Origin of the sequence: Nonomuraea turcica, assembly GCF_030718205.1 — a bacterium.
Classification (GTDB): domain Bacteria; phylum Actinomycetota; class Actinomycetes; order Streptosporangiales; family Streptosporangiaceae; genus Nonomuraea.
In genome coordinates this window covers 148,959-168,820 of sequence record NZ_JAUZQF010000016.1, presented here as the reverse complement: position 1 = coordinate 168,820, position 19,862 = coordinate 148,959, and the positions used below count along the sequence as shown (strand labels likewise).

The following is a 19,862-nucleotide window of genomic DNA, read 5'->3' as shown; positions in this document are numbered from 1 at the left end:
AGGGATCTTCCGGCCGATGACCATTCACCGGCACGAACAGAATCCTGTACATCGACCAGTATGTTGGTCAATAGTTGAGGCGGTATTTGTTGCCGCAAAGTTAAGGCGGCCGTACGGAGCGATGTCCGTACGGCCGCCGTAAGGGTCGGTGGCCCGCTCAGCCGCCGCCGTCGGCGCCTCCCTTGGGCAGCAGAGGGTTCTCCATGCCCGCCGCGATCGCGCGCAGGTCGGCGAGCAGCGCCTCGCGGAACTCCTCGTCGAGACGGGCCTTGAGCACGGTGACGCTGATCGCGAACGGTGCCGAGTCCGTGCGGAACCCGCTGACCGGCACCGCGAGGCAGACAATGCCCGCGGTGGTCTCCTCGTCGTCGATCGCGTAGCCGCGCCGGCGGGTCGCCTCCAGGTCCGCCAGCAGCGCGGGCACGGAGGTGATCGACCGCTCGCTCAACGCGACCAGGGGACGTGTGCGAAGCCGGTCCTCGGCCACCGCCCGGTCCAGGGTCGACAGGATGGCCTTCCCCGTCGCCGTGCAGTTGGCGGGGAAGCGGTCGCCGATGTTGGCCGTCAGCCGCAGCGGCTGCGTGCCGTCATATCGGCCCAGGTAGAGCACGTCCATGCCGTCCAGCACGGCGACCCGCGCGGTCTCCCTGGAGATGTGCCCGCTGCGCCGGCACAGCTCGTAGAAGTCGCGCAACTGGTCGACGGTGGCGAGGTAGCGGCCGCCGAGTTCGACGAGTTTGCGCCCGAGGCCGAAGCCTTGGCCGATGCGGGCGACCATGCCCGCCGCCTCCAGTGAGGCGCACAGGTTCGCCGTCGAGGATTTCGGCAGACCGAGAGCGCGGGCTATCTCGCTGACCGACAGCGGGCGCCCCTCCGCTTCGCCGAGCGTGTCGAGGATGGCCACGGCCCGCGTGATCGCGGGGACGAGGCTTCCCGGATCGCTTGCGCTCACCAGCAACTCCACCCATCATTCTGTTCATCGTTCAGCATGCTGTTATTGTCCGTCCTGTGTCCCTGAACGACAACGTCGTTGCACCCGCTTCGTCCGCCGGGACCCTCCGACCGTAGCGCCGATGCGGGCGTGCCGATCCCCACCCCCTCCGAGCCTTGGAGCGCTGAGCAACAGATGACCAGCCCGGAAGAATCCCCGCCGCCGACCCCCGGCAACGGGCCTACGGTCTCCCGCCAGGAGTTCGACGAGCTGTTCGCGGCCGTACGCACCTGGGGCCGGTGGACCTGCGCCGACCGCGGCGCCTGGAACCGCGTCACCCCGGAGCACGTCCAGCGCGCCGCCGCACTCGTCCGCATCGGCGTCACCGTCCCGATGGCATTGCCGTGGAACACCGTGCCCGGCCCGGACAACGGCAAGCCCGCTCTGCACTACATGTCCGACCTCGGCGACGTGGAGGCCCCCGAGCCGGCCACGCACAAGGACTTCATCGCCGTCGACTACCACGGCAAGGGCGTCAGTCACCTCGACGCCCTCTCCCACATCGCCTACCGGGGGCAGCTCTACGACGGCCGCACCGCCCGCGAGGTGGTCGACGCCGGGGGAGCCCGGTTCGGCGCGGTCGCCGCGCTCGGGCCGCTCGTCACCAAGGGCGTACTCCTCGACCTGCCCGCCGTGCTCGGCATCAGCTGGCTGGAGCCCGGCCGGGCCGTGCACGCGGAAGACGTCCTCGCCGCCGAGAAGGCGCTCGGCGTGACCATCGGCGAAGGCGACGCGGTGCTGTTGCGCTCCGGACACGTCCGCCGCCGCGCCGAGCTCGGCGCCTGGAACCCGGACAATGCCAGCGCCGGTTTCCACGTCGACGCGATACCGCTGCTGGCCGAACGCGGGATCGCCCTGCTCGGCGCCGACGGCGACAGCGACGTTCGCCCGTCCCCGGTCGAAGGGCTGCATTCCCCGGTGCACGCACTGGCCATCACCGCCATGGGCGTGCCGCTGCTCGACAACCTGGACCTGGAGCCGCTCTCCGCCGCCTGCGCCGACGCGGACCGCTACGAGTTCCTGCTCGCCGTGGCACCGCTGAACATCCCCGGCGGGACGGGGTCGCCCGTGAACCCGGTAGCGGTCCTATGACGGCCGGTCCGCGGATCACGGTGGGCGTCAGCCGGGACTTCCTGGACGACGACGGCCGCAACGTGTGGGGCGACATCCGGCTCGGCGAGCTGGACGTCGCCGGGATCGCCTGGCATTACCTGCCGCGCGACACCGGCGAACTGCTCGCGGCGGACGTGGCCGGCCTGGATGCCGTCCTGTTCGCCGCGCCCGCCGTCACCGAGCGCACCTTCGCGGGCCTCGACCGCCCCCCGCTGCTGTTCGCCCGCTTCGGTGTCGGCTACGACGCGGTGGACCTCGACGCCTGCACCCGGCACGACGCCCTGGTGACGATCACCCCGGACGGCGCGCGCCGGCCGGTGGCGACGGCCGCCCTCACCCTGCTGCTGGCCACTTTGCACAACCTCACCGCCAAGGACCGGCTGGTACGGGAGGGACGCTGGGCCGAGAAGGACCGGTGGATGGGCCGCGGGCTCACCGGCCGCCGCATCGGCCTGATCGGCCTCGGCAACACCGCCGGTGACCTGGTGGGGCTGCTGAGGCCGTTCGACGTCGAGGTCATCGCGTCCGATCCGTACTGCACGCAGGAGACCGCCCGCAGGCTCGGCGTACGCCTCGCGGACGTCGACACGGTGATGGCGGAGGCCGACGCGGTGATCGTCATGTGCGTGCTGACCGAGGAGACCCGCCACCTTATCGACGCGCGTCGACTGGCCCTGATGCGACCCACGGCCGTGCTGCTCAACGTGGCCCGCGGCCCCATCGTCGACGAGGCTGCGCTCATCGAGGCGCTGCGGTCGGGTCGCATCCGCGCTGCAGGGCTGGACGTGTTCGAGACCGAGCCGCCCGAACCCGGCAATCCCCTCCTGCACCTGGACAACGTCGTGCTCAGCCCGCACGCGCTGGCCTGGACCGACGAGATGTCGGCGGGCAACGGCGGCAGCGCGGTCCAGGCCGTGCTCGACGTGGCGGCCGGCCGGGTTCCGCGTTTCGTGGTCAATCGCGACGTCGTCGGCCGGCCGGCCCTCGCGGACCGGCTAGGCGCGCTGGCGGCTCGCGCGGAGGTCCGTACCGTTCTCGACACCGGGGCAGGCGCGCCGGCGGCTCGGGCGGAGGGAGGCTCATGACGCCCGTGCAGGAGACCGTCGGTTTCGTCGGGCTCGGCGCCATGGGCTTGCCGATGGCGGCGAACCTCGCCAAGAGCGGATACGACGTCCTGGCCTGGAACCGCGCCCGCCCGCCGCTGCAGGCCGCCGGATCGTCCGGCTGCCGCACTGCGGGACGCCCGGCGCAGGTGAGCGCCGCCGCACCCGTCGTCATCACCATGCTGCCCGACCTGCCCCAGGTCGCCGAGGTGCTGGACGGCCCGGACGGGCTGCTCTCCGGGGACCCGGCCATGGACATCCTGCTCGTGATGGGCACCGTCTCCCCGACCGGCGTGCGTGCGCTGGCCGAGCGGCTGCGCCCGTACGGCATCACGGTCATCGACGCCCCTGTCAGCGGCGGAGTGACCGGCGCCCGCGACGCCACGTTATCGATCATGGCGGGCGGGCCGGTGGACGCCGTTGAGCGCGTCCGCCCATACCTGGAGTCCATGGGTTCGACCGTCCGCCGCATGGGGGACACCGGCGCCGGATCACTCGCGAAGGCCTGCAACCAGCTCGTCGTCGCAGGCACCCTGGTCGCCCTGGCCGAAGCCGTGCTCCTCGCCGAACGCGGCGGACTCGAACCGACGGAGCTGCTCGACGTGCTGGCCGGTGGGCTGGCCGCCTCGGAAGTGCTCGCGCAGAAGCGTCACCACCTGGCCACCGGGGACTTCACACCCTCTGGTCCGGCCCGCTACCTCCGCAAGGACCTGGGGTTCGTCCTGGAGAGCGCCGCCGGCGCGCGGACCGCGCTGCCGCTCTCCACGGCCGTCGCCCGGCTGTACGAGGCGGTCGACGCCGAAGGGCTCGGCCACCTCGACAACAGCGTCGTCCTGGACATTCTTCGCAACACTCCCGCAAAGGACTGAGACCAATGCAGGTAGGAATCGTCGGCCTCGGACGCATGGCGGCAACTCGCGCTTGAGCGACGACGCCGAGCACGCCCGCGCTACCAGGGCATCTCGCGCAACACCCGGTACAACTGCTCGGTGAGGTGCCGCGTGGCGGCCATCCGCCGCGCGGCCACGGGGTCGGGCGTGACGGTGCGATGGGCACGGAAGCCGGCTTCGGATGTCGCGGAGGGCAGCGAGGGGAGGGCGCCGAGAGCACGCCAACCCAGCAACGCGGCGCCGAAGCCGGAGCCGGCGGCGTCGTCCGTGATCTCCAGCGGCATGTCGAGGGCGGCGGCGAGCACCTCGGCCCACAGCGGTGAGCGCAGTGCGCCGCCGGTGGCCCGCACCGCGGTGATCGCCGACCCGGCCGCGAGCACTGAGTCGCGTACCAGTGCGAGCTGCTGCCCGACCCCCTCGATCATGGCCCTCGTCAGATGCGCCCTGCCGTGTCCGCGCCGGAGCCCGACCAGGGCGCCCCGAGCGTCCGGATCCCACCATGGGGCGCGTTCGCCGAGCAGGTGCGGCAGCCCGATCAGACCTTCAGCGCCGGGTTCCACCTGTGCCGCCTCTTTGAGGAGGTCGGCGAGGTCGGCGCCGCCGAACGACTCGGCCGCCCATTGGGCGACCACCCCGGCGTTGCTGACCGCGCCGCCGAGCACCCACAGTCCGTCGGCGAGGTAATAGCAGAACACCCGGCCCTGCTCGTCCACGCCCGGGCGGTCGCGTACGACCCGGAGGGCCCCGCTGGTGCCGAGGGACAGAGCCGCCATTCCCGGGACGGTGGCGCCCACGGCGAGGTTGGCCAGCGGGCCGTCCCCCGCGCCGGCGACCACGGGCAGTCCGGCGGGCAACCCCAATGCGCGGGCCGGCTCAGGAAGCAGTGTCAACACCTCGGTGGGCGGTACGAGCTCGGGCAGCCGATCGCCGGACACTCCGGCGACATCCAGCGCGGGTCCGTGCCATCGGGAGTTCCGCAGGTCCATGAGCCCCATGCCCGACGCACAGGAGAGGTCGGTCACCAGCCGGCCGGTGAACTGGAGCAGGACGAGATCTTTCAGACCACACCAGCGGGTCGTACGCCGGACGAGCTCGGGCTCGTGAACGGAGAACCAGGCGAGCTTGGCCATCGGCGACATGGGATGCACAGGAGTGCCGGTCGCCCGATGCAGCTCGGTGCCGCCGCCGTCGGCGCGCAACCGCCGGGCGACATCGGCCGAACGGGTGTCCGCCCAGCTCAGTGCGGGGGTAAGCGGGTGGTCAGAGGGGCCGAGCGCGAGGAGCGTGTGCATGGCAGCACTGAAGGACAGCCCACGCACCGCCAGGCCGCGCCGCGCGCAGACTTCGGCGCTCTCGCGCACCGCGTCGTACACTCCGGCGAGCACCTCTCCGGGGTCGTGCACGGCTTCGCCGTCGCGCCCGGTGCGCATTGGAGCTGGGCGCTCGACCGTCGAGACCAGCCGATGGGCTCGGTCCACCGCGACGACCTTGGTCATGGTGGAGCCCAGGTCGATGCCGAGCACGATCTCGCCCGCGACCGTCATCATCGTCTCCGTTCGGCTCAGAATCCGGGGGCGGGCGTTCACCGGCTAGCGGGCGTCGGCGAGGTCGGCGAGATCCCGGCCCCGGGTCTCCGGCGTGAAGAACGTGGTCCCGAAGGTGATCAGCGAGAGGACCACGACGTACGCGGCCAGCGGCCACCACGAGTTGCTGAACGCCAGCAGCAGGGCCGCGCCGATCATGGGCGCCACTCCGCCGGCGATGATCGCGCTGAACTCCCGGCCGATCGCCACACCGGTGTAGCGGTGCCGGGCGCCGAACAACTCGGACAACAGCGCGCACTGCGCGCCCAGCATGCCGTTGACCCCGACTCCGATGCCCAGGGTGATGACCACGCAGATCAGAACCGTGTTTCCGGTACTCAGCAGCGCGAACGCGGGAACGGCGAACAGCGCCTGGAAGAGCGCCGCCATGCGGTACAGCGGCACCCGGCCGATCCGGTCGGACAGCATGCCGAACAGGGGAATGGAGACCACGCCGGCGAGCGAGGCGCAGGCCACCGCCAGCGGGCCGACCGAGGCGGACACTCCGACGACGGCGGTCACGTAGCTGATGCTGAACGTGGAATACAGATAGGACGTGCCGTTCTCGGCCATCCGCAGCCCGAAGGTGATGAACAGGTTCCGGCGACTGTGCGCGACCAGGTCCCGCAGCGGACGCTTGCTCACGTCCCCGGACTCCGACAGCTGTTCGAAGGTGGGGCTCTCGTCCATCTGCCGCCGGATGTAGACCGCGAGCACGATGAGCACCGCGCTCAGCAGGAACGGCACCCGCCATACCCATCCGAACAGCAGGTCCTGGTCCAGCGTGGCGAGCGGGATGAACAGGACGGTGGCGGCCAGCATGCCGACCTGGATGCCGACGAAGGGCAGTGCGGCGTAGTAGCCGCGCCGGGCCCGGGGGGCGTACTCGGCCATCAGCGTCGACGCGCCGGCCTGCTCGGCCCCGGCGCCGAAGCCCTGGAGCACCCGCAGGATCATCAGCAGGATCGGACTCCACACGCCCGCGGTCTCATAGGTGGGCAGCAGCCCGATGGCGAACGACGAGCCGCCCATCAGCGCGACCGTCACGACCAGCACCGTTTTCCGGCCATGCCGGTCGCCCAGTGACCCGAAGAACAGCCCACCGAGCGGACGGGCGACGAAGCCGACCGCGTAGGTGGCGAAGATCGCCACGAGCCCGACCGCCGAGCCGAGCCCGGGGAAGAACAAGTGCCGGAACACCAGGGCCGAGGCGAGGCCGTAGATGGCGAAGTCGTAGTACTCGAGGGCGCTGCCCACCGAGCTGGTCAAGAGTGCGCGACGCAGTCCGGGGGTCGTGGGGGGTGCTGTCGCCGCCGGTGGTCTGGGTTGTCGAGGTTGGCACCTGCATGGGGGGATGCCGCCTTCCGTCTCGCGGAGGTAACACGCAGTTCATCTGCGGACGACTGAGACCGTAACAGGAAGCAGCACACAAGCCAATATTCTGAACACATCTTGTTACGCGCAGCGAGTTCAGGAAGCGCCATCCATTTCGGCCTCTCACCTGGTAGATCGGGTCATCGGGGAGGTCTGGGCCGCGATCGGAGCTTGCCAGGCGCGGTCGAGGAGAGTTCAATATGCTGATACGAGGACAGAATATGGGCCAGGAGGGTGCATGGAGGAGCAGATAGAGGTGGGGATCGCCGGGCTGGGCGTCATGGGCGCGGCCATCGCCCGCCGGCTGGTGAAGCAGGGGCGGCCGGTGCGGGTCTACGACATCCGGCCCGACACCGTCGCCGAGCTCTCCTCAGAAGGGGCGCTCGCGGCGCGGTCGCCGGGGCATCTCGCCGAGTCGTCCGTGGTGCTCCTCTCCCTCAACACCGCCGACATCGTCGAGGACGTGGCCTTCGGGCCGGAGGGCGTGCTCGCCGGCGCGCCGGACGGCGTACTGGTGATCGACATGTCCAGCATCGACCCCGACCGCACGCGCGAGTTCGCCCGGCGCGCCGCGAAGCTCGGCGCCGGCTGGGTGGACGCGCCGCTGTCCGGCGGGGCGCCGGGAGCCGCGCGTGGTGAGCTGACTCTGATGCTCGGCGGTGATGACGAGCACGTGGAGCGGGCCCTGCCCGTGCTGGAAGACCTGGCCTGCCGGCTGACCCACCTCGGCCCGGCGGGCTCCGGGCAACTGGCGAAGTCCATCAATCAGGTGCTGGTCGGTTGCGGGTTCGCCGCCCTCGCCGAGGCCGCCGCGCTGGTGCGGGCGGCCGGGCTGCCGGCGCGGCAGGTGCTCGCGGCTCTCTCCGGGGGTAGGGGGGACTCCGCGCTGTTGCAGGAGTTCTTCGTGAAGTTCGCCGAGTTCGATCTCTCGCCGACCGGGAGAGTCAGCAATATGGTCAAAGATCTGGAAGCCGCCCGCGACTACGCGCGCTCGGCCGGCGTGCCGCTGCCGGTCACCTCCGCCGTCGCCGAGCTGCACCGCTGGCTGGCCGCCGCCGGTCACGGCGAGGCCGACAACGCCGCACTGATGCACTACTACTGTCCGACGGAGGCCGGCTCATGAAGGGTTCCGCGTTGTTCGACCTGTCGGGGCGCCGCGCTCTGGTGACGGGGTCCAGCAAGGGCATCGGGGAGGCCCTGGCCACCGGACTGGCCGAGGCGGGCGCCGAGATCGTGCTCAACGGCCGCGACCCCGAGGCGCTGGAGCGCGCACGGGACAGGCTGGTGGAACGCACCGGGGCGAAGGCGCACGCGATGCCCTTCGACGTCACCGACCCGGCGGCCGTGCAGCGGGCGGTCCAGGAGATCGAGCACCGGGTCGGCGCGGTGGACATCCTGGTGAACAACACCGGGATCCAGCACCGTGAGCCGCTGCTCCAGGTGCCGGCGGAGACCTTCGACAGGGTTGTCCACACCAATCTGACCAGCGCCTTCCTCGTCGGACGCGCGGTCGCCGCAGGCATGATCGAGCGCGGTTACGGAAAGATCGTCAATATCTGCTCCGTGCAGACCTGGCTCGCCCGGCCCGGCATCGCGGCCTACTCCGCGTCCAAGGGCGGCCTGGCGATGCTGACCAAGGGCATGTGCGCGGAATGGGCGGCCTCCGGGGTGACGGTCAACGGGCTCGCCCCCGGATACGTGATCACCGAGCTGACCCGCCCGCTCGTCGACGATCCCCCCTTCGACGCCTGGATCCGGGGCCGCACCCCGGCCGGGCGCTGGGCGTCCGTCGAGGACCTCGTCGGAACGCTGGTGTGGCTCGCGGCACCGGCGTCGGATTTCGTCAACGGCCAGGTCATCGCCGTCGACGGCGGACTGACCGCGGTCATCTGAGGAAGGGTGGGTCAAGACATGACGTCGACGACGACGCGGCCGGCCATGCGCGCGGTGGTGGCGCACGGCGCGGGAGACCTACGCCTGGAAGAACGCCCCATCCCGGTGCCCGGACCGGGCGAGGTGGCGGTGGACATCAGCTACGGCGGCATCTGCGGCTCTGACCTGCATTACTGGCGGCACGGCGCGGTCGGCGAGTTCCGCCTGCGCGAGCCGCTGATCCTCGGCCACGAGATCGTGGGCCGGGTGCGTGCGGCCGGCCCCGGCGCGCGGCTGTCCCCAGGAACCCCGGTGGCCGTGCACCCGCTGGTGTCGTGCGGGAAATGCCGGCAGTGCCGCGCCGGGCGGCGCAACACGTGCCTGGACACCGGCTACCTCGGCAGCGCCGCCCGCTCGCCTCACGTGCAGGGCGGCTTCGCCGACGTCCTGGTGGCGCCCGCCGAGCGGGTGCTGCCGCTCCCCGAGGGCCTGGACCTGAGGATGGCCGCCGTCGCCGAGCCGGCGGCGGTGGCCTGGCACGCCGTGCGGCAGGCGGGCGATGTGCGCGGCAAACGGGTGCTCGTGACCGGTGCGGGTCCCATCGGCTGCCTGGTGGTCGCGGCGCTGCGGGCGTCCGGCGCCGGCGAGATCGTCGTGACCGACGTGTTCGAGGAGCCGCTGACGGTCGCGAAGGCAGTGGGCGCCACCTCGGTGATCCGCGTCGGTGGGACCATGGACACCGGCGTGATCGAGGACCTGGCGGCGGACCTCGCCATCGAGTCCTCCGGCACCTCCGCGGGCCTGCGCAGCTGCGTGTACGGGGTGGACCGGGGCGCCACCGTGGTGGGCCTCGGCCTGCTTCCGCCAGGAGACACGCCGCTCCCCGCCAACACGATGATCACGCGAGAGCTTCGGTTCGTCGGCTCTTTCCGCTTCGACACCGAGCTCGGGGAGGTCCTCCAGGCACTGGCCGACGGCCGCCTCGCCGTCGATCCGGTGATCTCCTCCGTGCTTCCGGCGGAACGCGCGAACGACGCGTTCGAGCTGGCCGCCGACCCGGCGCGCTCCTGCAAGGTCCTGCTCGGCTTCGCCGATCCCGGCGCGGCGTGACCATGCCGCCCGCCGGTCCGGGTACGCCTGGTGTAAGTCTGAAGATTTCCCTGAAACGGAGCACAACATGTCTGGCACGCCCGCATCTCGCCCGCGCGTCGTGGTCTCCCGCGCCGACCTCCCGGGAGACGCCGTCGCCCGCCTGGCCGAGCGCTACGACGTCACCGTGTGGGAGGGGACGGCGCCACCCGTCCCCGCCGAACTCGCCGACCTGGCCCACGGGTGCGACGCCCTGCTCGCCGTTGGCAACGACCGCATAGGAGGCGAGTTCCTGGACGCGGCCGGGCCGCGGTTGCGCGTCGTGGCGCTGGCGTCGATGGGGTACGACAGCGTCGACGTGGCGGCGGCCGGCGAACGCGGTGTCGTCGTCACACACACGCCGGACGTGCTGGCCGACACCACCGCCGACGTGGCGATGGCGCTGATCCTGATGGCGCGGCGCCGCCTGGTCGCCGGCATGGACGCCATGCGGCGCGGCGAGTGGGGCTCGGCCGCCGTGACCGAGTTCTTCGGCCTGGACGTCCACGGCGCGACCCTCGGGCTGATCGGCTACGGCCAGATCGCGCGCGCCCTGGCTCGCCGGGCGGCCGGGTTCGGCATGCGGGTGCAGCACCATCACCCGAGACGAAAGGAGGACGACGCGCAGTCTCGCTGGGTCCCCTTCGACGAGCTGCTGTCGACCAGCGACGTGATCTCCATCCACACGCCTCTGACACCTGAGACCTCGGGCATGATCGGCCGCGAGGAGCTGGCCAGGATGAAGCCGACGGCGACTCTGGTCAACACCGCCCGGGGCGGGATTGTCGACGAGGATGCCCTGCTGGCGGCCCTGCGCCGAGGCGAGCTGCACTCGGCGGGACTCGATGTGATGACCGATGAGCCCCGTACGGATCCGGCCGACCCGCTGTTCGCCGAGCCGCGCCTGGTGGTGCTGCCGCACGTGGGCTCGGCGACCGGGGCGACGCGCGCGGCGATGACCGACCTCGCAGCCCGCAACATCGAGGCCGTCCTCGGTGGCGAAGCCGCGCCGACCCCGCTGCCCGGAACCCAGGACCGGCCGGGTCGCTGACCTCGTCTATCGCGCTGGCGGAACGTCGTTCCAAAAACTGTACAGAGGTACCGCGGTCTGGGTCATCGTTCGTAGTATGGGAGCACAGCGTAATGACAAGAGGAGCCCTCATGATCCAGGCCGTCGGCGCCTCTCTGGCGGAGCAGCCCGAGGAGCGTTCGCTGCGCTCGGTCGAAAGCCGCTCCCCTGCAGTGACCAGGGCGGTCGCGGTGCTGGAGATCCTCTCCAAGAGCAGGCGGCCGCTGTCCGTGACCGAGCTGGCGAGGGCGCTCGACCTGGCGAAGTCCACCGTCGCGAATCTCTGCGCGGCGCTGGAGGACAGCCACATGATCCGCCGCATCGACGGCCGCTGGGCGCTGGATTACAAGGTGCTCGAGCTCGGCCAGGGCTTCCTCGCCGGCACCGACATACTGGGCGAGTTCCGCACGGGCGCCGCCGCGCTTCCCGCGGCCTCGCAGGAGACGTTGCTGCTGGCCACGCTGGACGACCTCGAGGTCGTCTACCTCGCCCGGCACGACGGCAGCCAGCCCGTCCGGCTGGCCAGCGACATCGGGCGGCGCATGCCGGCCGTGGTGACCGCGCTCGGCAAGGCCATGCTCGCCTCTCTTCCCGCGGACGAGCTGGAGCGGCGCCTGGCCCGAGTGCAGGAGCTGCCGGCGTTCACGCCCCGTTCCCACCGGAGCATGGACGCTCTGCGCCGTGATCTGGACAGCACTCGCGAGCGCGGCTACTCCGTCGACGACGAGGAAAACACCGAAGGCATCACCTGCGTGGGCGTCGCCGTGCCCGGCGACCGCCCCACTCCCGTGGCGGTCAGCGCGACCCTGCTCACCGTGCGGTTCACCACCCGGCTCCGCGAATCCCTCGTCGAGGACCTCGGCTCGCTCGCGCAGCGCCTGGCCAGGGTCGCCCCCATCTCGTGAGGCCGGTCAGGCGGCGTAGCGCTCGACGCTGACGACCTGCCCGCCCGTCTTGTGCAGCACCGCGAACGCGCCCTTGCGCAGGTGGACGTTCTTGCCGCTCAGCGCCTGGATCAGCTCGGGCAGCACCTTGCCGTGACTGCACACGGCGGCGGGCACCGTGATGTCCCTGACCAGGGCCGGCGTCTTGTGCGGGTCCTGGCTCTCCTCGCTGAGCAGCGGCTCGACCTTGATCTCGCCGTCATAGGCGTCATCGTAGGGTTCTAAGGTCTGCACGCAGCGGGTGCTGGGCGAGCTCATCAGGACCTCGGGCCGGTAGGCGGGCAGCGCGGTGGCCAGGGCGGCCGCCTGGGAGCGGCCGACGGCGTCCAGCGGCCGCAGCGCGTCGTCGCCGGTCCACTCGCTCCTGGAGCCGGCCGAGCCGTGCCGGATGAGGACGAGGGGCACGGTCTCGAGCGGCGCCACGGTCAGCGCCCGCAGCAGGCCCGCGTCCCATTCGTACGTCAGCAGCGCCTTGGCCTCCTCCAGCGGAAGCCAGCGCAGCTCGTCCACTTCTTCGCCGGGCACGAACCCGTCGTCGGCGACCGCGCGGGCCGTCCAGTAGTCGACCCGCTTGAGCCGGCCCCTGCTGATGTAGTGCACGGGCGGCAGGGCGCGGCCGAGCGCGACGGTCATGCCGGTCTCCTCGCGTACTTCGCGGAGGGCGGCGGCGATCACGTGTTCCCCGGTCTTCAGCTTGCCCTTGGGGAAGGTCCAGTCGTCGTAGGCGGGGCGGTGAATGACAGCGACCTGGGGGCTGCTCTCCGCGCCCCTCCAGACCACGGCTCCGGCTGCGCGGAGCAGGTCAGTCATCAACGGTCCTCCAGCGGCGCGTACTGATGAGATGGCTCTGCAGGTCCTCGCCGGGATGGCGGGCCCACGTGCCATCGGAGTTGAGCCACCACACGTTCGTGGTCTCGGCCATGGCCTTGTCCATCAGCTCGATGAGGTAGGCCCTGTGTTGCTGCGACGTCACCTTGACCAGGGCTTCGACGCGGCGATCGATGTTCCTGCGCATGAGGTCGGCGCTGCCGATCCAGACCTCGGGCCGCCGGCCCAGGCCGAACTCGTACACCCGGGAGTGCTCGAGGAAGCGCCCCAGAATTGACCTTACGCGGATATTTTCTGACAGGTCCGGGACGCCGGGCCTGAGGATGCAAATGCCACGCACCCACAGGTCCACCGGGACTCCCGCCCTGGACGCCCGGTAGAGCGCGTCGATGATCTGCTCGTCCACCAGCGAGTTGGTCTTGATCCGGATCCTGGCGGGGCGGCCGGCCTGCTGGTGGGCGATCTCCCGCTCGATCCTGGCCAGCAGCCCGGTGCGCATGGAGTGCGGCGCGACCAGCAGCCTGCGGTAGGCGGAGTGGTTGGAGTAGCCGGTCAGGTGGATGAACAGGTCGGTGACGTCCTCGCCGACCAGCGGGTCCGCCGTGAGCAGGCCGAAGTCCTCGTACTGGCGGGCGGTCTTGGGGTTGTAGTTGCCGGTGCCGATGTGGCAGTAGCGGCGCAGCTCGCCCGAGGCCTCCTGGCGCACCACGAGGGCCAGCTTGCAGTGGGTCTTCAGGCCGACCACGCCGTAGACGACGTGGCAGCCGGCGCGCTCCAGCTTCCTGGCCCAGGAGATGTTGGCGTGCTCGTCGAAGCGGGCCTTGATCTCCACGACCACCACGACCTGCTTGCCGGCCTCGGCCGCGTCGATCAGGGCGTTGACGATGGGGGAGTCACCACTGGTCCGGTAGAGGGTCTGCTTGATCGCCAGCACCCGGGGGTCGTCCGCGGCCACCTCGATGAAGCGCTGCACGCTGGTGGCGAACGAGTCGTACGGGTGGTGTAGCAGCACGTCGCGCTCGCGCAGGACCGCGAAGAGGTCGTCCTCGGCGTTGATCACCTCCGCCGGCACGAAGGGGCGGTAGCTGAGCTCGCCGCGCTCCAGGTCGGCGATGGCGTGCAGGCCCGACAGGTCGAGCGGCCCGGACACGCGGTAGATCTCGTGCGGCGCCAGCTCCAGCTCCTCCACGAGCGGGGCCAGCACCTCGGGGGTGATCGTGTCCTCGACCTCCAGCCGCACCGGCGGGCCGAAGCGCCGCTTGAGCAGCTCCTTCTCCAGGGCCTGCATGAGGTTCTCGGTGACGTCCTCGTCGACGTCGAGGTCCTCGTTCCTGGTGACGCGGAAGGCGTGGTGCTGGAGGATCTCCATGCCCTTGAAGAGCTGGCCCAGGTGGGCTGCGATCACGTCCTCAAGGGGGACGAACCGGTCCTTGGACGCCTGGACGAACCGCGGCAGCTGCGAGGGGACCTTGACCCGGGCGAAGACCGTGTGATCGGTCACCGGGTTGCGCACCAGAACCGCCAGGTTCAGGCTGAGCCCGGAAATATAGGGAAACGGGTGTGCGGGGTCCACGGCCAGCGGCGTCAGGACCGGCCTGATCCGCTCCCTGAACAGCTTGCGCAGCTCCGTGCGCTCCTCGCGGCCCAGATCGTCCCACCGGACGATCTCGATGCCCACGCCCGCCAGCTCCGGGGAGATCTTGTCGTGGAAGACCGCCGCATGCCGCCTGGCCAGCTCGTCCGCGATCGCCGCGATCCTGACCAGCTCTTCGCGCGGCTTCAGCCCGCTCTTGGTCCGCAGCAGCAGGCCCGTCGCCATACGCCGCTTGAGGCCCGCCACCCGTACACGGAAGAACTCGTCCAGGTTGCTCGCGAAGATCGCTAGAAACCGCACCCGCTCGAGCAGCGGAAGTGTGGGGTCTTCGGCCAGTTCCAGCACCCGCTCGTTGAACTGGAGCCAGCTCTCCTCACGGTTGAGGAACCGCTCCTGTGGCAGCGGCAGGTCGTTGGCAGATTGCAGCGGTTCGGCGGACATATGACCTATATTGCCCTTATTGGTTGAACAGAACGTTAACGGAGTAGCAACGACGCGCTCCGGCCGGTCATTCCCGATCGGCCATTCAGGTCATTGTGGCGGCGCGTGCGTGCAAAGCCGTCACTCCGGCTGATCAACCTGCTCAAGACGGGCGGCGCGCTCGGCCAGCCGCGCCTCCCGCTGGCGGATCTTCTCCTCGCGCTCGTGCGCTTTCTCCGCCTCTTTCAAGAGCCGCTCGCGCTCCTTCAGCTCGCGCACCCGGGCCTTTTCGGCCTCCTTGAGCTCGCGCTGGCGGATCTTCTCCGCCTCCTTGGCCTCCTTCTCGCGGGCCTTCTCGAACTCGCGCAACTCCTTCTCGCCCGCGCGGGGCTTGGCGGGCGCGGGGAAGAGCTCGCGGCTGACCGCGGTGATGGTGGGGTTGGCGTTGAGTCCGGTCAGGCCGTTCCAGGCCAGGTTGACGAGGTGGGCGGCGACCTCCTCGCGGCCCGGTTTGCGTACGTCCAGCCACCACTGGCCGGTCAGTGCCACCATGCCCACCAGCATCTGCGCGTACATCGGCGCGAGCTTGGGATCGTAGCCGCGGGCCGCGAACTCGTCGGCCAGGACGTCCTCGACCTGGCTGGCGATCTCGCTGATCAGACTCGCGAAGGAGCCGGTGCCCGACGCGGCGTGCGAGTCGCGCACCAGGATGCGGAAGCCCTCGCTGCTCTCCTCGATGTACTGCAGCAATGCCAGCGCGGCGCGCTCCAGCTTGATGAGGGAGTGAGAGGCCGACAGGGCCTCGGTGATCATGGTGAGGAGTTTTTGCATCTCGCGGTCGACCACGACCGCGTAGACGCCCTCCTTGCCACCGAAATGCTCGTATACCACTGGTTTCGACACCTGTGCGGTAGCGGCGATTTCCTCGATAGAGGTCCCGTCGAACCCCTTCTCCGCGAAGAGCGTGCGACTGATGCGGATCAGCTGCTCTCGTCGCTCGCTGCCGGACATACGCCTGCGAGATCGGGGTTCGGTCACGGTTTCCATAATGACGGCCACGGATCCATGGCCGTTCATCGGATTATCGTCGTCAGGCAATGCGCTTCGCCGCCAGGCGCTCCGGCGTCGGCCAGCGGACGTCGTACACCCAGCCCAGCTTCTCGAAGATCCTGATCAGGCCGGCGCTCAGGTCGATCTGGCCCTTGAGGGCGCCGTGGCGGGCGCAGGTCGGGTCGGAGTGGTGCAGGTTGTGCCACGACTCGCCGAAGGACGGGATGGCCAGCCACCACACGTTGCGGGACTTGTCGCGCACCTGGAAGTCCTCTTCGCCGAAGACGTGGCAGATGGAGTTGATCGACCAGGTCACGTGGTGCAGCAGGCCGATGCGGACGAGCGTGCCCCAGAACAGCGCGGTCAGCGCGCCCTGCCAGGACCAGGTGATGAGCCCGCCCAGGACGCCGGGCAGCACCATCGAGGCAACGGCGAGCGGGCCGAACCACTTGTGCAGCTTGAGCACGTCCTGGTCCTTGCACAGGTCCGGCGCGTACTTCTCCCTGTTGGTGCGCTCGCTCTCGAACAGCCAGCCCATGTGGGCGTAGAGCAGGCCCTTGGCCATGTTCTTGAAACCAGGGCCGAAACGCCACGGCGAGTGCGGGTCGCCCTCCTTGTCGGAGAACTTGTGGTGCTTGCGGTGCGTGGCCACCCAGTCGAGCACCGACATCTCCAGCGACAGGCTGCCGGCGATGCCGAGGGCGATCTTCAGCGGCCGCTTGGCCTTGAACGAGCCGTGCGTGAAGTAGCGGTGCAGCCCCACGGTGACGCCGAGTCCCGAAACCATGTAGAAGACGAACGCAATCGCGATGTCCGTCCAGCCGAGACCCCATCCCCATGCGAGCGGCACGGCGGCGGCAATCGCGACCAAGGGCAGTCCGACGACCAGACCGAAGATGATCAGTTCTGCGCGGGATTTCGGCTCGGGTTCGAAGTCGGGCTTTGGGGTGGGTGCGGAGCGCTCGGCGAGAACGGTCATGGGCGACCTCCAACGACATGTATGTGAATGAATGTCCTGGCTACGCAACCGTAACCTACGCCATCGTAAGTAAGGAAGACCTAAGCAAGCATGTGGGGAATGTGACGGGTCGCCCGCGCAAGGTGAGCGGGTTCGTGCCTTGCTGCTTTAGGGACGGTCTGTTAAGGGGCGTTACCGCCGTCACCTGCGGAGTTCCGGCACGGAGGTAATTACGGGCGCGCGCCGGGGTCCGGGCTCTGTATCGTAGGGGGGTGTCGGACGTCACGTGTCCGATCTATCCCGGATCGTCTAATCGGCAGGACAAGTGGTTTTGGTCCACTTTGTAGGGGTTCGAGTCCTCTTCCGGGAGCCTTGAGGTCCTCCCGAGAGAGAATGTTCCGGGTGCGGCCAGGTATCCTCACGGTGTCGGGAGGGTAGCGGTGCGGTAGCCGTACCAAATGCCCTGATCCGTCCAGTCACAGGGAGCCTCAGTCCGTGAGTGTGCCGCGCCCGGCAGCTGTCATCGTCCTCGCCGCGGGCGAGGGCACCCGGATGAAGAGCCAGACCCCGAAAGTCCTGCACGAGCTGTGCGGTCGCGCTCTGGTGGACCACATGCTCGCCGCCGCCCGCGACCTGGGGCCTGAGCGCCTCATCGTCGTCATCGGGCATGCGCTCGAGCAGGTCGGCGGCCACCTGGCCGCCACCAGCCCCGACGCGCGAGCCGTCGTCCAGGAGGAGCAGCGCGGCACCGGCCACGCGGTCCGCACCGTGCTCGAGGAGGTCGGCACGATCTCCGGCACAGTGCTGGTCACCTACGGCGACGTGCCGCTCCTGCGCACCCAGACCCTCGCCGCGCTGCTCGAACGGCACGCCGCCGAGGGCAACGCGGTCACCGTGCTGACCGCCGAGGTGCCCGATCCGACCGGCTACGGGCGGATCATCCGCGACGGGAACGGCGCCGTCCTGGAGATCGTCGAGGAGAAGGACGCCACGCCGGAGCAGCGTGCCATCAAGGAGATGAACTCCGGCATCTACGCCTTCGACGGCGAACTGCTCGCCGATGGCGTCAAGCGCGTGTCCACCGACAACGCCCAGGGCGAGGAATACCTCACCGACGTCCTGTCCATCCTGCGCGGCGACGGCCACCGGGTCGGCGCCTGCGTGGCCGGCGACCACGTCGAGGTCGAGGGCGTCAACGACCGCGTGCAGCTCGCCGCCGCCCGCAAGGTGCTCAACCAGCGCCTGCTGGAGGGCCACATGCGGGCCGGCGTCACGATCATCGACCCGGCCAGCACCTGGATCGACGTGGGCGTGCGGATCGCGTCCGACGCCGTCATCCACCCCGGCACGCAGCTGCACGGCGACACCGTCATCGAGACCGGCGCCGAGGTCGGCCCGGCCACCACGCTGACCGGCACCCGGGTGGGCGAGCGGGCCGTCGTGCGCAACGCCGTCTGCGACAGCGCCGAGATCGGCCCCGAGGCCAACGTCGGCCCGTACGCCTACCTGCGGCCCGGCACCGTGCTGGGGCGCAAGTCCAAGGCCGGCACGTTCGTCGAGATGAAGAACGCGAAGGTCGGCGACCGCTCGAAAGTGCCGCACCTGACCTATGCGGGCGACGCCACGATCGGCGAGGACGCCAACATCGGCGCCGCCACCGTCTTCGTCAACTACGACGGGGTCAACAAGCACCACACCACCGTGGGCGACGGCGTATTCGTCGGCTGCGACACCATGCTCGTCGCCCCGGTGACCGTCAACGACGGCGCCTACACGGCGGCGGGCTCGGTGATCGTAGACGAGGTGCCCCCGGGCGCGATGGGGGTGGCGCGGGCACGGCAGCGCAACATTGAGAAATGGGTCTTGCGCAGGCGCGCGGGCACGAAGTCGGCCGCGGCCGCCGAGCGGGCGCTGGCGCGGCAAGAGCAGCAGGAGCAGCAGGAGATGGAACAGTGACCAGCATCAAGCAGCCGGGTGAGAAGAACCTCATGCTCTTCTCCGGGCGGGCCCACCCGGAGCTGGCGGAGGAGGTCGCCCGGCACGTCGGCGTCTCACTCACTCCCACCAAGCTGGTCGATTTCGCCAACGGCGAGATCTACGTCCGCTTCATGGAGTCCGTACGCGGCTGCGACGCCTTCGTGATCCAGAGCCACACCGGGCCCATCAACAAGTGGATCATGGAACAGCTCATCATGGTCGACGCGCTGAAGCGGGCCTCCGCCAAGCGCATCACCGTGGTCATGCCGTTCTTCGGCTACGCCCGACAAGACAAGAAGGGCCGCGGCCGCGAGCCCATCACGGCCCGGCTGATGGCCGACATGTTCAAGACCGCGGGCGCCGACCGGCTCATGTCGATCGACCTGCACACCTCGCAGATCCAGGGCTTCTTCGACGGGCCGGTGGACCACCTGTTCGCCATGCCGGTCCTGGAGCGCTACCTCAAGAACAAGCTGGACCTGGAGCACACCACGGTCGTCTCGCCCGACACCGGCCGCGTCCGCCTGTCGGAGCGCTGGGCGGACACGCTCGGCACACCGATGGCGTTCATCCACAAGCGCCGCGACCTCGACGTAGCCAACCAGGTGAAGGTCAACGAGGTGGTCGGAGACGTACGCGGGCGCACCTGCGTGGTGATCGACGACATGATCGACACCGCGGGGACGATCTGCAAGGCCGCCGACGCCCTCTACGAGCAGGGCGCCACCAACGTGATCACCGCCGCCACCCACGCGGTCTTCTCCGACCCGGCCGTGGACCGGCTGAAGAACTCCAGGATCTCCGAGGTCATCGTCACCAACACGCTGCCGTTGGCGCAGGCCAGCAGGTTCGACAAGCTGACGGTCCTGTCCATCGCGCCGCTCATCGCCCGGGCCATCACCGAGATCTTCAACGACGGCTCGGTGACGAGCTTGTTCGAGGGTGACACCTGACGCCTATAGAATGAG

Annotated in this window: 17 protein-coding genes and 1 tRNA gene; 11 read left to right on the top strand and 7 right to left on the bottom strand. The window is 70.0% G+C overall.

Translation table 11 applies throughout. The features are described 5' to 3' along the window. Positions 1 to 157 precede the first annotated feature (157 nt). Positions 158 to 952 carry an IclR family transcriptional regulator gene (locus Q9G87_RS36255; RefSeq protein ID WP_305921081.1) on the bottom strand — a complete coding sequence of 265 codons (795 nt, stop codon included), beginning with the start codon at positions 950 to 952 and terminating at the stop codon, positions 158 to 160. Positions 953 to 1,126: 174 nt separating this feature from the next. Here Q9G87_RS36255 and Q9G87_RS36250 point away from each other — a divergent pair, with 174 nt between their 5' ends. From Q9G87_RS36250 to Q9G87_RS36240, 3 genes are read left to right on the top strand one after another with little or no spacing between them, the layout of a single operon-like run. Next, positions 1,127 to 2,083, top strand: coding sequence for a cyclase family protein (locus tag Q9G87_RS36250; RefSeq protein ID WP_305921080.1), 957 nt, complete (start codon positions 1,127 to 1,129; stop codon positions 2,081 to 2,083). Next, positions 2,080 to 3,189 carry an NAD(P)-dependent oxidoreductase gene (locus tag Q9G87_RS36245; protein ID WP_305921079.1) on the top strand — a complete coding sequence of 370 codons (1,110 nt, stop codon included), beginning with the start codon at positions 2,080 to 2,082 and terminating at the stop codon, positions 3,187 to 3,189. Before Q9G87_RS36250 ends, Q9G87_RS36245 begins: the two co-directional genes overlap by 4 nt. Continuing rightward, complete coding sequence (locus Q9G87_RS36240; protein WP_305921078.1) at positions 3,186 to 4,076, top strand: NAD(P)-dependent oxidoreductase; 891 nt, start codon at positions 3,186 to 3,188, stop codon at positions 4,074 to 4,076. Before Q9G87_RS36245 ends, Q9G87_RS36240 begins: the two co-directional genes overlap by 4 nt. Before the next feature lie 80 nt (positions 4,077 to 4,156). On the opposite strand, the gene Q9G87_RS36235 is transcribed toward Q9G87_RS36240, so the two are convergent. Further along, positions 4,157 to 5,644: a gluconokinase gene (locus tag Q9G87_RS36235; RefSeq protein WP_305921077.1), complete on the bottom strand. Its 1,488-nt coding sequence runs from the start codon at positions 5,642 to 5,644 to the stop codon at positions 4,157 to 4,159. A 42-nt stretch (positions 5,645 to 5,686) separates the two neighbouring features. After that, positions 5,687 to 6,937 carry an MFS transporter gene (locus tag Q9G87_RS36230; RefSeq protein WP_305921076.1) on the bottom strand — a complete coding sequence of 417 codons (1,251 nt, stop codon included), beginning with the start codon at positions 6,935 to 6,937 and terminating at the stop codon, positions 5,687 to 5,689. A gap of 355 nt (positions 6,938 to 7,292) precedes the next feature. Between Q9G87_RS36230 and Q9G87_RS36225 the strand changes: the two genes are divergently transcribed. The 5 genes from Q9G87_RS36225 to Q9G87_RS36205 all read left to right on the top strand — a co-directional run bounded on the left by Q9G87_RS36225 (position 7,293) and on the right by Q9G87_RS36205 (position 12,028). Next, positions 7,293 to 8,177 carry an NAD(P)-dependent oxidoreductase gene (locus Q9G87_RS36225; RefSeq protein WP_305921075.1) on the top strand — a complete coding sequence of 295 codons (885 nt, stop codon included), beginning with the start codon at positions 7,293 to 7,295 and terminating at the stop codon, positions 8,175 to 8,177. Beyond that, positions 8,174 to 8,947: an SDR family oxidoreductase gene (locus Q9G87_RS36220; protein WP_305921074.1), complete on the top strand. Its 774-nt coding sequence runs from the start codon at positions 8,174 to 8,176 to the stop codon at positions 8,945 to 8,947. The genes Q9G87_RS36225 and Q9G87_RS36220 overlap by 4 nt, the downstream gene beginning before the upstream one ends. Positions 8,948 to 8,965: 18 nt before the next feature. Then, the gene (locus Q9G87_RS36215; RefSeq protein ID WP_305921073.1) at positions 8,966 to 10,036 is read left to right on the top strand and encodes an L-idonate 5-dehydrogenase; all 1,071 of its coding nucleotides are present in this window, start codon (positions 8,966 to 8,968) and stop codon (positions 10,034 to 10,036) included. A 67-nt stretch (positions 10,037 to 10,103) separates the two neighbouring features. Further along, complete coding sequence (locus Q9G87_RS36210; protein WP_305921072.1) at positions 10,104 to 11,105, top strand: 2-hydroxyacid dehydrogenase; 1,002 nt, start codon at positions 10,104 to 10,106, stop codon at positions 11,103 to 11,105. 110 nt (positions 11,106 to 11,215) lie between these two features. Beyond that, positions 11,216 to 12,028: an IclR family transcriptional regulator gene (locus Q9G87_RS36205; RefSeq protein WP_305921071.1), complete on the top strand. Its 813-nt coding sequence runs from the start codon at positions 11,216 to 11,218 to the stop codon at positions 12,026 to 12,028. A gap of 6 nt (positions 12,029 to 12,034) precedes the next feature. On the opposite strand, the gene Q9G87_RS36200 is transcribed toward Q9G87_RS36205, so the two are convergent. The 4 genes from Q9G87_RS36200 to Q9G87_RS36185 form a co-directional block, all read right to left on the bottom strand. After that, positions 12,035 to 12,877, bottom strand: a complete 843-nt coding sequence (locus Q9G87_RS36200) for an NUDIX hydrolase (protein WP_305921070.1) — start codon at positions 12,875 to 12,877, stop codon at positions 12,035 to 12,037. Continuing rightward, positions 12,870 to 14,930, bottom strand: coding sequence for an RNA degradosome polyphosphate kinase (locus Q9G87_RS36195; RefSeq protein ID WP_305921069.1), 2,061 nt, complete (start codon positions 14,928 to 14,930; stop codon positions 12,870 to 12,872). Before Q9G87_RS36195 ends, Q9G87_RS36200 begins: the two co-directional genes overlap by 8 nt. A gap of 120 nt (positions 14,931 to 15,050) precedes the next feature. Continuing rightward, positions 15,051 to 15,956, bottom strand: a complete 906-nt coding sequence (locus tag Q9G87_RS36190) for a TetR/AcrR family transcriptional regulator (protein WP_305921233.1) — start codon at positions 15,954 to 15,956, stop codon at positions 15,051 to 15,053. Between the two features lie 43 nt (positions 15,957 to 15,999). Further along, on the bottom strand, positions 16,000 to 16,938 hold the full coding sequence (locus tag Q9G87_RS36185) for an acyl-CoA desaturase (protein WP_305921068.1): 939 nt from the start codon (positions 16,936 to 16,938) through the stop codon (positions 16,000 to 16,002). Between the two features lie 277 nt (positions 16,939 to 17,215). On the opposite strand from Q9G87_RS36185, the gene Q9G87_RS36180 reads away from it, so the two are divergent. The 3 genes from Q9G87_RS36180 to Q9G87_RS36170 all read left to right on the top strand — a co-directional run bounded on the left by Q9G87_RS36180 (position 17,216) and on the right by Q9G87_RS36170 (position 19,847). After that, positions 17,216 to 17,287 (top strand) — tRNA-Gln (locus tag Q9G87_RS36180). A gap of 125 nt (positions 17,288 to 17,412) precedes the next feature. Further along, positions 17,413 to 18,873 carry a bifunctional UDP-N-acetylglucosamine diphosphorylase/glucosamine-1-phosphate N-acetyltransferase GlmU gene (glmU, locus tag Q9G87_RS36175; protein ID WP_305921067.1) on the top strand — a complete coding sequence of 487 codons (1,461 nt, stop codon included), beginning with the start codon at positions 17,413 to 17,415 and terminating at the stop codon, positions 18,871 to 18,873. Beyond that, positions 18,870 to 19,847 carry a ribose-phosphate diphosphokinase gene (locus Q9G87_RS36170; RefSeq protein WP_305921066.1) on the top strand — a complete coding sequence of 326 codons (978 nt, stop codon included), beginning with the start codon at positions 18,870 to 18,872 and terminating at the stop codon, positions 19,845 to 19,847. Before glmU ends, Q9G87_RS36170 begins: the two co-directional genes overlap by 4 nt. The last annotated feature ends 15 nt before the right edge of the window (positions 19,848 to 19,862 follow it).